This window comes from Pseudomonas sp. CGJS7, from assembly GCF_036961695.1.
Map to the genome: position 1 here is coordinate 22,672 of NZ_JBAMDI010000062.1, position 12,316 is coordinate 34,987.

Consider the following 12,316-nt stretch of genomic DNA (forward strand, 5'->3'; position numbering starts at 1 on the left):
ATGGATCCTTTCGTCGAAGACGCGGCACCGGCCGGCGCGGGCGCCGCTTCCAAGTTGCCGTCGGTATCGCTGAAGGCGCCGCCGGGGCGGATCGCGGCCTGGGTGTTCGCGGCGACGGCCTTGTTCCTGGTGCTCAAGTTCGGCCTGCTCAGCGCGCTGCTGTCGGGGCTGCTGGTGTTCCAGCTGGTGCACACGCTGGCGCGCTTGGTCGACCGGCGGGTGAAAGGGCAGTGGGCGCGGCTGTTCGCGGTGGTGCTGATCGCGGCGCTGGTGATCGGCGGCCTGACCCTGGTGACGCTGGGCCTGATCGCGTTCTTCCGCGCCGATACCGGCGGTGAGCAGGCGCTGCTGGCGCGGCTGATGGAAATCATCGACACCTCGCGCAATCAGGTGCCGCCGTGGGCGCGGCCGTATCTGCCGGAAGATTTGAGCGAATTGCAGCACGCGCTGAGCGCGTGGCTGGACGAACACCGCGGCGACCTGAGTCTGGTCGGCGCCGAAGCGGTGCAACTGGGCGCGCGGCTGCTGATCGGCATGGTGCTGGGCGCGATGATCGCGCTGCAGGAGGAGCTGCAGCCGCTGAAGCTGGGGCCGCTGGGCTCGGAGATGCTGGCGCGCGCCTCGCGCCTGTCCGATGCGTTCCGGCGGGTGGTGTTCGCGCAGATCAAGATCTCCGCGCTCAACACCGTGTTCACCGCGGTCTTCCTGCTGATCGTGCTGCCGTTGTTCGGCGTGCACTTGCCGATGGCCAAGACCCTGGTGGTGCTGACCTTCGTGGTCGGGTTGTTGCCGGTGGTCGGCAATTTGATCTCCAACACCCTGATCACCGTGGCCGGCCTGTCGGTGTCGGTGTACGTCGCGGCGACGGCGTTGCTGTATCTGGTGCTGATCCACAAGCTGGAATACTTCCTCAACGCGCGCATCGTCGGCGGCGAGATCCAGGCGCGGGCGTGGGAGCTGCTGTTGGCGATGCTGATGATGGAAGCGCTGTTCGGCATGCCGGGCTTGGTGGCGGCGCCGATTTACTACGCTTACGTCAAGCGCGAGCTGGTCGAGCAGGGCTGGGTCTGACGCCGCGGCCGTCGCGCCGGTAAGCGCGCGACGCGTGGGTTACGGCGCCGCGGGCGCCTTGCTCGGGCGGTTTTCCTGCTCGCGCGCTTGCTGATCTTGCTGCCGCTGCGCCTGGCTGCCCTGATCCTGACGGATCGCATCGGCTTCTTGCAGGCGTTGTTCGGCCGGCTTGGCCAAGGCCTCGCTCATCGGCATCGCGGCGTGATTGGCGGACGGATCGGGCGAGGCGTTGGGGCCGCGGCGGTGGACCATGAGCAACTCGCCGGCCGCATGCTGCGCGGTCGGCCGATTGACGCCCACGGCGATGTCGTCGCCGGGTTTGAAGTTCATCGCCACCGCCAGCTTGAACGCGCTCGCGCTCAGGCGTTCGCTGTCGCTGTCCCAGGGCTTGCCGATGCCGCGGTCGAGTTCGCGCACGCCGGTGTTGGTTTTTTCCAGCAGCGGGTGGTCGGGGTGGTTGCGGTCGGCGGCGGTGCGCGCGGTCGGCGCGGCGGTCGCGGCCGGTTGAGTCGGTGCCGCGGCCGGTTGGGCCTGCGTCGCGGTCGCTGCGGTCGCGGCGCCGATGGCCCCAGGCAGTCGGGTATAGCTCGGCTCGGAAATGTTCTGCCCGTTGGCGGCGAATTCCGGCTTGCTCGCCGCGCGGGTCGATATCTTCGACAGCGTATCGGCGATGCCCTGGCCGCCGACCGGCGTGCCGTTAGTGAGCTCGGCGATGAAGTCCTCGGTGCTCTGGTTGGGTTCGGCGCGCGCGGACCAGATCGCGCTGTAACGCTGCGCCTCGGCCACCGGCATGCCGCTCGCGGCCGAACGCGCCATCTTCTGCAACTGGGCCGCCTCCGCTTCGGTCAGGGTGAGGGTGACGTTCTTGCCGTCCGCGGCCACGGCGTCGGATTGGCCTTGTCTGCCGAAGGCGGCGTTGAGCGCGGCCGCGTCGGTCTGCGACATGGTGATCGCATAGCGGCGCTCGACGGTGTCTTCCACGCCGCCGGGGCCGAATTTCTTGGCGACCTCGACGGTGGCGCCGGGGTGGATCTCGGTGCGCAGCGACTGGCCGCTGCCGTCCTTGGCGTACTTGCCTTCGATCGTCAGCCAGGTGCTGTCGCCGGTTTTGCCGACCAGTTTTTCCGTGTGTCCCTCTTCGGGCGGCGCATTGAACGTCTGGGTGATCGTGGTCGAGGTGTCCGGCACCAGCGCGCCGGTCAACGTGCGCGAACCCACGATCTCCTTGCGGCCGTCGGGGTAGGTGGTCACGACGTCCTTGGTGCCGTTCTTGACCAGGCTCCACTCGATTTTCGAGGACAGGTTGACCTGATCGGTTCTGCCGTTGCGCTCGGGCAGATCCTCTTTGAGATCCAGCTCGAGCTTCATGCCGATGTCCAACGCGCCTTCCTTGGTTTCCACGGTGGAGACCCTGGCGATCGCGCGGCCGTCCTTGCTGTTGGCATCGGGCAGGGCGCCGTCCTTGAGGAAGCCCTCGTAAGCTTTGCGCCCTTCCTCGGTGGCCAGATCGAACTCGGCGGTCTTCAGCGTGCTTTCTTTGTCGTCGTTGCTCGCGCCCAGCATCAGCTTGGCGTCGCCGATCTTGGCGCCGGCGCCGAGGTAGTAATTGAGCGCGTACTTGGGCCCTGCAGTGACCCGGATCTTGCTCTCGCCGGTCTTTTCGACCACCAGACCCAGGCTGCTTTCGTCCTTGATGTTGACCTCGGCGGCGATCCGTCCGTATGCGCCTTCGAGCTTGCCGCTGCGGTAGGTGGCGCTGTCGATGCTGAGCTTGGTGCCGACCGGGACGTCGCCGGTGGCCATCGTGTAGGGCGTGATCTTGCTGGCGTCGGTCGTAGCGACGTGGTCCTTGGGGATGGTGACCTCGTATTGCTCCTTCTTCCCCAGCGTCCCGGTCACGCTGGCCTCGGCGACGGCCGCCTTGCCGCTGACCTTCGCCGCCACCGAAGCATCGGTGGTCAAGGTGTAGGTGGCGGACCCATCGTCGTTCTCAAGGTAGTTGTCCTTGTGCTTGCCGCTGACCACGACCACCGCTTTGACCGGACCGAAATCGATGCCGGCTTTCTTGCCGATCGCCACCTCTTCGCCGTTGCCCTTTTCCGATTCGGAATAGGTGACGCCGACGGTATTGGAGTTGATGGGTTTGATCTGGGCCATGGGGGAGTGTCCGCAGGTGAAGGTGGGGCGGTATCGGCGGCGTTATGCCGATTCGGGCAAGCCGAAGGCCGGCGCCGGCGGCAGAACCGGCGCGCTGGAGGCGTTGTTCGGGAGAAGTCGGCGCGCTCGACGGCGCCCGGTGAGATGCTGCGATGACACGATCATGGCGAGTCCTTTCTTCAATTCGGCGAAGTCGTCGGCGAGGTTCGGCATGCGCCGACGATTCGTGTCCGTAAAGGATCGTTTCAGAGCCGCGGTAAACACTGCGTTAAGCCGGCGGCCGTGATCGACGATGCGCGATGCTGAATAGGTGGTTGGTTTCGCAATACGGCGCACTGGAGCCAACCGTTCAGGCTGCGTCGGCATTTTTCGCGCGTCGCTAACGGCCGGCGATTCAACTTGCAGCGGTAGCCTCAACAGCGCCCGCGGGCGTCGGCGAGGTCTCGCCACTTCATCAAGGAGAACGCTCATGAGCATGCGCATCGCTGGTATCGCCGTCCTCGCTCTGGCCATGGCCGGCACGTCCGCCGTACAACCGGCGCGCGCCGCCGCCAACGCCGAGACCAAATGCCATATGACCTTCGATACCTCCGGCTGGGCGGTGATCTACAAGCACATCAACGGCAGCGGCCGGGTCACCTGCGATAACGGCCAGAGCGCGAAGGTGGTCATCCACGTCCGCGGCGCCGGCCTGACCGCGGGCAAGTACAGCATCGACAACGGCAAGGGCGAGTTCACCAAGCTCAAGGACGTCAGCGAAATCTACGGCACCTACGTCACCGCGGGCGCCAACGCCGGCGTGGTCAAGAGCGCCGAAGGCCTGGTCATGACCAAGGGCCAGGTGTCGTTGGCGGTCAGCGGCACCGGCCGCGGCTTCAATCTGGGCGTGGACGTGAGCGGGTTCGAGATCGTGCGGGCCAAGTAATCCCGCGAACCCGTCGCAACGAAGAAGGACGCCGCACGGCGTCCTTCTTCGTTTGCGCTTGAGCGATGCGCTTCGGCTCTGGCCCGCTGTCGTCGCCGCTGCGGAATATTGCCAAGCAACAATTCGCGCAAGCATCTCAACACGCCTTCACGCACCGAGCGTGCACGCGTCACGCATTCGGGCGAAAACCGCCGGACTGCCGTCGCCCGCCGTACGTGGCGCGACCTGCTCGCCTAGGATCGGAGCCCTCCAGCGCGCTCGGGACAGCGTCGCCGGAGGAAGGCGGGACCCGCCATCGCGAATCTTTCCGGTGCGTTCGCGCGCCGCACCCGAGTGCGGCGACGCGGCTGCGTCGTGTCCCGTCGTTGCGGGGTGTAGCCCATCCCCACGAGGAGAGAAACCATGAAACAGCTGAAGCGGGTTGCGGCGTTCCTGGTCGTGTCCCTGTTCGCCAGCAGCGCCTGGGCGCAGAACTGGCAGTTGGTCTGGAGCGACGAGTTCGACGGTTCGATCGGCCCGGACTGGGTCTTCGAAACCGGTAACGGCAGCGGCGGTTGGGGCAACAACGAGTTGCAGTACTACCGGCGCGAAAACGCCGGCATCGAGAACAACGCCTTGGCCATCACTGCCCGGCGCGAGGATTTCGGCGGCTTCCGCTACACCTCGACGCGGATGAAGACCCAGGGCGTGCGCACGTTCAAATACGGCAAGATCGAGGCGCGGATGAAGCTGCCCTCGTTCATGGGCGCGTGGCCGGCGTTCTGGATGCTGGGCGCGAACATGCCGCAGGTGGGCTGGCCCGATTCGGGCGAGATCGACGTGATGGAGCACGTCAACAACGAAGACCGCAGCTACGGCACCATTCACTGGCGCGACCACAACGGCAACTACGCCCAGTACGGCGGCAACACCGCGCTCAATGTCGCCGACTGGCATACCTACTCGGTGGAGTGGGACGCCAACGCGATCCGCTGGTTCGTCGACGGCAACAAGTTCCACGAGGCCAACATCCAGAACGGCGTCAACGGCACCGAGGAGTTCCATCGCGACTTCTTCCTGTTGTTGAACTTCGCCATCGGCGGCAACTGGCCCGGCTTCAACATCGACGAAAGCCGGCTGCCGGCGAAGATGCTCGTCGACTACGTCCGCGTGTACAGCGCCGGCCCCGGCGGCACCGGCGTGGCCACCGCGTATCAGCACTGCAATTACGGCGGCAATGCGGTGGCGCTGCCCGAAGGCAGCTACACCCTGGCGCAGTTGCAGGCGCGCGGCATACCCAACGACGACGTGTCGTCGCTGCGGGTCAACGCCGGCTACCAGGCCACGCTGTACGACGGCGACAACTTCAGCGGCGCCAGCGTGACCAAGACCGCCGACGCGGCCTGCCTGGTCGACGACGGCTTCAACGACCGGGTCAGCTCGTTGGTGGTGTCGCGCGCGAGCCAGGCCTGGTCGCATCTGCAGGAAGCCGAGAGCTTCAGCGCGCAAAGCGGCGTGCAGGTGGAGGCGTGTTCGGAAGGCGGCTCCAACGTCGGCTGGATCGAGACCGGCGATTGGATGGCGTACAACAACATCGCCTTCCCGGCCAGCGGCAACTACCGGGTCGAGTATCGCGTGGCCAGCCCCAGCGGCGGCGCGTTGTCGCTGGATCTGAACGGCGGCGGCATTCTGCTTGGACAGGTGCAGGTGCCGGCGACCGGCGGCTGGCAGAACTGGACCACGGTCGCGCACACCGTCAGCGTGGCGGCGGGTACCTACAACGTCGGCGTCTATGCGCAGCAAGGCGGTTGGAACATCAACTGGATCCGCATCACCCGGCTTTGAACATCTGGCAGCAACCGGCGCCGTCGTGGGGCGGCGCCGGTCGCTTCGATGATGCAGTGCGCAAGATCGCGAACGTTGTCGTGGCGATGGCGCAATCGCTGTCGATGCGGGAATCGATATTCGACCAACGGTGCATTTGACAGTGGCCGACGCGCACGCCTAGAGTGCGGCGGTGGTGTCTCCGGATGCATGCAGCCGACGTTATCGAGGTCGGCGCGGGGCCCACACAGCTAGAAATCGATGCCTGGTGCGGCGGGATTTCGACGCATGGAATGGCCGCTTGCTGGGCGACATCCGTACTCAGGGAGGACTTGCAATGCAAAGCAGTGAACTCGTTTCAGGCTGGCTCAGCGGCGCCGACAGCGTCGACGGTTACGACAATCCGGCCGGTCCGCTTTATCTGGAAGGGGAAAGCGCCGTCAGCGACGCGATGAAGGCCCCGATCACGCATTCCACTTCGATCTCGACCTGCCCGAGCGGCCGCTGCTACTGCTGCATCTGAAGCAGCCGCACGCTCCACGACGCGCAGCCTTCGGGCTGCGCGTCGTTTTGGTTCGATCCCCGCATCGCTCACTTTGATTCCAGGTCGCCGCCGCGATGGCCGAAAGCCGTATCCACGAGGGCTTCGGCCCGATCACCGATCATTTCACCGCCGACGCGCGCGCCGCCCTCGATGTCCGGCTCGCGGCCTTGCCGCCCGGCATCGATGCCGACGAACTTGAGCTGATTCGCGCGGCCACGCTGCAAGCGTTGTACGAGAACGCGCGGCTCAAGCTCAACCGGGTGTTGCTGCTGGAACTGCACGCGGCCAAGCACCTGGGCGAACTCACCGCCGAAGACGACGCCGGCCGCTTCGCCCAGTTCGTCGACAAGGCGCTCAGCGCCGAATTCGCCGAGTTGCTGGCGCAGCGTTATCCGCCGCTGCTGCCGCGCCTGCGCCGGGCCTTGAGCCAACAGTGCGCGGGCATCGAAACCTTGGTCGCGCGGCTGATCGCCGACCGCGCCGATCTGGCCGAACTGCTGGGCCGCGCGCCCGGCCGACTGATCGGCATCACCCTGGATCAGGGCGACTTGCATGCCGGCGGACAAGCCGTGGCGCGCTTGTCGTTCGAAGGCGGACGGGTGATGTACAAGCCGCGCTCGCTGCATATCGACGCGGTGCTCGACAGCTTTCTGGCGCGGGTTTTCGACGGCGCCGAGCGTATCCGGGTGCCGGCGGTGATCGATCGCGGCGAGTACGGCTGGGCCGGTTTCATCGAGCACCGCTATTGCGAAGGCGATACCGAGTTGCGCGGTTTCTATCGCGGCCTGGGCCATTGGCTGGCGATGCTGCGTCTGCTCGGCGGCACCGATATCCATCTGGAAAACCTGATCGCCGCCGGGCCGACGCCGGTGGTGGTCGATGTGGAGAGTCTGTTCTCCGCGGCGCGGCCGGTGGCCGTGTCCGGTTACGGGCAGGCTTACGATCTGGCTCAGGCCATGATCGAAAGTTCGGTGTTGCGCACCGGCATCGTGCCGTTCCGCGCGCCGGTGCTGGGATTCGGCCGCGCCGATCTGTCCGCGGCCGGCGCGCTGCCGGGCGAGCAACCGCAGCTGCAGGTGCCGGTGATCGCCGACGACGGCACCACCGCGGCGCGGGTGCAACTGGTCGAAGCGGATATGTCGATCTCGCAGAACCATCCCAGCCCCAATCCGGACGTGTCGCGTTATTGGGACGAAATCAGCGACGCCTTCATCGAGGCCTCGCAACGCTTGCGCCAACTCGATGAGCAGGGCGCGCTGGCGCAACTGATGTCCGCCTTCGAAGGCTGCCGCGTCCGCGACGTGCGCCGCGCGACCCAGCTCTACGTCGAGATCGGCCGCATGCTCTGGCACCCGGCCTCGCTGCACAAAGAGCAACAGGCGATCGAGCGGGCGCAGAAGTTGTTCGCCGGCGGCGCCAACGGGGAGCCGACGCCGCAAGCCCAGATCGACAGCGAGATCGAAGACTTGCGTTACGGCGACATCCCGATCTTCGCCGAATCGCTGAGCGCGCAGCGGGTGGGCGCGGCCTTGGCCAATTGGCGCGAGATGCGGATCGATCTGGAAGAAATGACCATCCGCAGCTCCCTGGTGGTGACCCAGCTCAACAGCGGCACCGATGGGCCGAGCGAGCGCGACAGCCGCGCCCACTACGCCCGTCGGCCGCAGCGCGAAGGGCTGGAACAACGCAGGCGCCGCCTGGCCGCCGACACCACCCAGCGCCTGTTGCGGCTGGCGGTGCGCGGCGAGGACGGTTCGGCGACCTGGGTGACGCCGGAGAGTTTCGGCAGCAAGGGCTGGCATGTGCAGCCGCTGGGCGGCGACGTGTATTTCGGTCTGGGCGGCGTGGCCGTCGCCCTGGCCGGTTATCAGAATGAGGTCGAACACGGGCGTGCCGACGAAGTCGCCGGCGTCGACCAAGCGCTGCAAGGCGCGCTGCACGCGTTCGGTACGCTGATCGAAGCCGACACGCCAGCGACGGTGGGCGGCCTGACCGGCGACGGCAGCCGCATCTGGTCCTGGCTGGTGCTGCACGATCTGTCGCGAAAGGCCGAACCGCTGGAACGCGCGCTCGCCTGCGCGCAGGCGCTGGAGCGCAAGGGCTTCGACGAAGACCCGAGCCTGGACATCACCGACGGCAGCAGCGGCGCGATCGTGCCGTTGCTGGAACTGGCCCGGGTCAGCGGCGATGCGCGTTGGCTGGCGTTGGCGGCGCGCGCGGCGCGGCATCTGCAGTCCTCGGCATCGCGGGATGAGCGCGGCGCGTACTGGCGCACGCTGGGTCTGGCCGATCCGATCGGCGGTTTCGCCCATGGCGGTTACGGCATCGGCTGGGCGCTGGCGCGGCTGTCGTCGACCGAGGCCGGCAGCCAGGCCGAGCGGCGCGGCTGGCGCGAGCTGGCCGAGGCGGCGTTCGCGTTTCAGGACTCCTTGTTCGATGCCGCGACCGGCAATTGGCGCGACGTGCGCATGGTCGACAGCGCCGGCAATTTCCCGACCTGGTGCAACGGCGGCGTCGGCATCGGCCTGGCCGCGGGCGATTGGTACGCGCGCAGCGGCGACCCGCGCGCGCTGCGCGATCTGCGCCGCGCCGCGGCGTTGGCGCGCGGCCAATGGGGCTTCACCCACACCTTGTGCCACGGCGATTTCTCGCTGTGGGAGTTGCTGGTGCGCGCGGCCGAGATCGATCCCGAAGGCTCGGCGGTGGATCGCGAAGACGCGACCGCGCAGGTGGTGTCGGCGATCGAGGAACACGGCATCGTCGGCGGCATCACCCGCAAGGCGTTCACGCCCGGGTTGATGACCGGTCTGGCCGGCGCGGTTCACGGCCTCAACCGGATGCATCCCGATTGCGATCTGGCCTCGCCGTTGTTGCTGGAATGCCGGCGCGGCGCGGGGGGGCGGATGCGCGCGGCGCAGGCGGATGAGGCGCTTGCGGTGTCGTGAGCGTTTGCGCGGTATCGGCGTGGTGGAGCGAGATCAAAATGGGTTCCGGCTTTCGCCGGAATGACGGTGGGTGGTGTTTGTCGGCGACATGAAAGGCCGCGCTCGCGAGCGGACGCGGCCTTTCGCTGGCCTGGGCTTACGGAACGACTCTGACCTTAGGGGACGACTGCAAGCTGAAGGTGGCGCGGGTCTGGATCGAACACGGCCCGACGTTCTGTTTGAACACGAGTTTCCCGTCCGCGTCGATGACGCCTTTGAGCACGGCGGCGCCGGCGCTGCTGGGGCAATAAACATTCATCGGCGGCGGCAGGTAGAAACGCATGCCGCTCAAGCTGACTTCGTACAGCGGACCGGCCAGCAGCGGCGCTCCGGTGAACGGCGGGTTGGGGCCGGAATAGGACGTCACCGAGATCGGCCAAGGCAGGTTGTGGGCGGTGGCGCCCGCGCAGGCGGTGGAGCCGCTCAGCGTCCAACTGGTCACGGCGGCGGTGCCGGCGGAGATCGTTACGCCCAGATCGGCGTTGCAAGGCAACAACATGCCGATGTAGCTGATGGAAATCGGCCCGGTGAAGTGGGTGCTTCCGGAGTTCACCCAACTCGAGCCGTTCCACACTTCGAACGAGGCGGCGCAGGCCGAACTCGCCGCGGACAGGGCCAGGGCCGAGCCGAGCGTCAGCAGCGCGGTCTTGAATTTCGACATTCCGATGTGCGGCATATCCTTATCTCCTGAGTCGAATATCGTGGATGCGAGCGGCCGGGCCGCCGGCGCGATGCGCGGGCGATCGGCCTTAGGTATAGACGCCGCGGGCGGGCCGAAGCCGAACCTTCGCGCGATCGGCGACCGCACGCTCAGCCGGAGGATGTTTCGAATGCGTACCGGAAACTTGTTCGACGATGCCGCCGCGCCCGCTGAAGGCGAGCGCTTCGAGGCTTTGCTCACCCACAACAATCTGGTGGTGGAGCGGATCGTCAGTTCCGCCGCCATCGCGCCGATGCAGTACGTGCAAAGCCAGGACGAATGGGTGGCGTTGGTGCGCGGCGACGCGGCGATGGACGTCGCCGGCGAAACGGTCGAGCTCAAGGCCGGCGATCACCTGTTCTTGCCGGCCGGAACGCCGCATACGGTACTGCGGGTGTCCGACGGCGCGCTGTGGCTGGCGGTTCATCTGCATCCCTCGCCGGTGTCGGACGACAGCGGCGTGGTCTGAACGCGCGACGCATCGCGGCATTGGTTGCAGATGAATCATTGAACGCCGCGTACGACTTTGGTTTTACGCCTGCGATATCGCCAAGAATTCGGACGCGAAGCAGAATTCGGAATTGCGAAATCGCCCTGTATTTCGCCGGCCGCGGCGAGTCCGCTAATACACAGCGAGTCGCAATTTTTCGTTTTGAAGTCATGCAGCATGACTTCCGCTCCCGACATCCCAACGCGCCTGGCGTGTAGCCGAACGCCGCCGCCGATGCGCGTTGTCGCGGACGCCGTCACCGATACCTTGGACATCCACCCGGACACGCCGCCGACGCAGGTCCGTGCCCGAGCTTGCCTCATCCCCACCAACCAGCACCCGAGCGAGGAATCTTATGTCGCCCAGCCGAATGCTCCGCCTCAGCTTCCGCAACGCAGCCACAAGCGCCATGACCATCGCCCTGCTGGCGGGTTGGGCCGGCGCCGCTTATGCCGACGATCATTACGCGACCGCGAGCGACGCCGCCGAGCGCGACATCGCCCCGGCCGCGGTGCCGCCGTTCAAGCATCCCGGCTTGCTGGTCACCCAGACCCGCCTCAACAGCCTGCGCGCGGCGGTGCAATCCAGCGCGCCGAGCGCGATGAAGACCGGCTACAACCGCTTGCTGCAAGACAACCGCGGTTCGCACACCTACGCCCATCAGGCGCTGGCCACCGTGCAGGTGGTGCGCGCCGCCGGCGGCCCTGAGGAAGGGCGCTGGAAGAACGACGGCATGGCCGCGTACTTGAACGCGCTGCGCTGGACGGTGAGCGGCGACACGCGCAATCGCGACAAGGCGATCCAGATCCTCGACGCGTGGTCGGCCCGGTTCACCGGCTTCACCCTCGCGCCGGGCACCGACGCGCCGCAGGCCTGGCTGGAGGCGGCGTGGGGGCTGCCGGTGTGGGCGAGCGCGGCGGAGATCATCCGCCACCACAACGCCGGCGCGGCGGGCTGGTCGCCGGCCCAGCAAGATCGCTTCAACGGCTATCTCAACAAGCTCTACGCGCAAGCCAGCCAGGCCGCCAGCCGGACCAACAACTGGGGCGTGTCGGCGGCGTTGGCGATGATGTCGGCCGGGGTCTATCAGGACGACGCCAATCGTTACAACGCCGGCTTGAACCGGATGAAGCAGATGATTCCGCTGATCGTCTACAGCAGCGGCGAGGTGCAGGAACTGAAGGCGCGCGACTGCCACCATCCGCAATATTCGCTGGCCGGCATCGCCCAGGGCGCGGAAATGGCGACGATCCAGGGCGACACCAGCGTGTGGATGCACACCGTCAACGGCGAATCCCAGCCGCGCTTCGCGCGCGGGCTGGAGTACATGGCCAAGTCGATCCTGTACGGCGAAGGCGTGCGCGATTGCCGCTCCTACGGCCTGTACGACGGCTACAGCGACATCGCCGTCAGCGGCTACATGAATCGCGGCGTGGCGATCGGCAACTTCCAGAACGCCACCAAGCGCGGCCGCCCCGACGGCAGCGCGGCCGAGTTCCTGGGCTATTCGACCGCCACCCACGGTCGCGACGATTACTGATCGCTGCATGTCCTTGCGCGCTTCGCCCGGCGATGGGCGAAGCGCGGGCCGCGATATCCGCAACCGACCGCGATCGCCACCGACCAATACGCAGCCCCCAAC

At 66.9% G+C, this 12,316-nt stretch carries 10 protein-coding genes; 7 read left to right on the forward strand and 3 right to left on the reverse strand.

From position 1 onward, the window contains the following. Positions 1-1,071 (forward strand): AI-2E family transporter, encoded by a 1,071-nt coding sequence (locus tag V7787_RS30020; protein ID WP_336090997.1) that lies wholly within the window; start codon positions 1-3, stop codon positions 1,069-1,071. A gap of 39 nt (positions 1,072-1,110) precedes the next feature. Here V7787_RS30020 and V7787_RS30025 read toward each other — a convergent pair whose 3' ends face one another. After that, positions 1,111-3,228: an XVIPCD domain-containing protein gene (locus V7787_RS30025; RefSeq protein ID WP_336090999.1), complete on the reverse strand. Its 2,118-nt coding sequence runs from the start codon at positions 3,226-3,228 to the stop codon at positions 1,111-1,113. 42 nt (positions 3,229-3,270) lie between these two features. Next, the gene (locus V7787_RS30030; RefSeq protein WP_336091001.1) at positions 3,271-3,699 is read right to left on the reverse strand and encodes a hypothetical protein; all 429 of its coding nucleotides are present in this window, start codon (positions 3,697-3,699) and stop codon (positions 3,271-3,273) included. Between V7787_RS30030 and V7787_RS30035 the strand changes: the two genes are divergently transcribed. The 4 genes from V7787_RS30035 (at position 3,698) to V7787_RS30050 (ending at position 9,445) form a co-directional block, all read left to right on the forward strand. After that, a complete protein-coding gene (locus tag V7787_RS30035) occupies positions 3,698-4,153 on the forward strand; it encodes a hypothetical protein (protein WP_336091002.1) in 456 nt (151 codons plus the stop codon). The two genes, V7787_RS30030 and V7787_RS30035, sit on opposite strands and share 2 nt — an antisense overlap. A gap of 402 nt (positions 4,154-4,555) precedes the next feature. Further along, on the forward strand, positions 4,556-5,977 hold the full coding sequence (locus tag V7787_RS30040) for a carbohydrate-binding protein (RefSeq protein WP_336091003.1): 1,422 nt from the start codon (positions 4,556-4,558) through the stop codon (positions 5,975-5,977). A gap of 280 nt (positions 5,978-6,257) precedes the next feature. After that, the gene (locus tag V7787_RS30045; protein ID WP_336091005.1) at positions 6,258-6,479 is read left to right on the forward strand and encodes a DUF6229 family protein; all 222 of its coding nucleotides are present in this window, start codon (positions 6,258-6,260) and stop codon (positions 6,477-6,479) included. Between the two features lie 95 nt (positions 6,480-6,574). Further along, a complete protein-coding gene (locus V7787_RS30050) occupies positions 6,575-9,445 on the forward strand; it encodes a type 2 lanthipeptide synthetase LanM family protein (RefSeq protein WP_336091006.1) in 2,871 nt (956 codons plus the stop codon). A gap of 136 nt (positions 9,446-9,581) precedes the next feature. On the opposite strand, the gene V7787_RS30055 is transcribed toward V7787_RS30050, so the two are convergent. Beyond that, complete coding sequence (locus V7787_RS30055) at positions 9,582-10,160, reverse strand: hypothetical protein (RefSeq protein WP_336091007.1); 579 nt, start codon at positions 10,158-10,160, stop codon at positions 9,582-9,584. Between the two features lie 154 nt (positions 10,161-10,314). Between V7787_RS30055 and V7787_RS30060 the strand changes: the two genes are divergently transcribed. Continuing rightward, positions 10,315-10,653 (forward strand): cupin domain-containing protein, encoded by a 339-nt coding sequence (locus V7787_RS30060; RefSeq protein ID WP_336091008.1) that lies wholly within the window; start codon positions 10,315-10,317, stop codon positions 10,651-10,653. A 430-nt stretch (positions 10,654-11,083) separates the two neighbouring features. After that, positions 11,084-12,214, forward strand: coding sequence for an alginate lyase family protein (locus V7787_RS30065; protein ID WP_336091009.1), 1,131 nt, complete (start codon positions 11,084-11,086; stop codon positions 12,212-12,214). Positions 12,215-12,316: the final 102 nt, after the last annotated feature.

Excerpts from the sequence above, each read along its gene's own strand:
- V7787_RS30065 (WP_336091009.1), top strand. The coding sequence starts at position 11,084 with ATGACCATCGCCCTGCTGGCGGGTTGGGCCGGCGCCGCTTATGCCGAC.
- V7787_RS30055 (WP_336091007.1), bottom strand. The coding sequence starts at position 10,160 with ATGCCGCACATCGGAATGTCGAAATTCAAGACCGCGCTGCTGACGCTC.
- V7787_RS30035 (WP_336091002.1), top strand. The coding sequence starts at position 3,698 with ATGAGCATGCGCATCGCTGGTATCGCCGTCCTCGCTCTGGCCATGGCC.
- V7787_RS30060 (WP_336091008.1), top strand. The coding sequence starts at position 10,315 with ATGCGTACCGGAAACTTGTTCGACGATGCCGCCGCGCCCGCTGAAGGC.
- V7787_RS30040 (WP_336091003.1), top strand. The coding sequence starts at position 4,556 with ATGAAACAGCTGAAGCGGGTTGCGGCGTTCCTGGTCGTGTCCCTGTTC.
- V7787_RS30020 (WP_336090997.1), top strand. The coding sequence starts at position 1 with ATGGATCCTTTCGTCGAAGACGCGGCACCGGCCGGCGCGGGCGCCGCT.
- V7787_RS30050 (WP_336091006.1), top strand. The coding sequence starts at position 6,575 with ATGGCCGAAAGCCGTATCCACGAGGGCTTCGGCCCGATCACCGATCAT.
- V7787_RS30030 (WP_336091001.1), bottom strand. The coding sequence starts at position 3,699 with ATGAGCGTTCTCCTTGATGAAGTGGCGAGACCTCGCCGACGCCCGCGG.
- V7787_RS30025 (WP_336090999.1), bottom strand. The coding sequence starts at position 3,228 with ATGGCCCAGATCAAACCCATCAACTCCAATACCGTCGGCGTCACCTAT.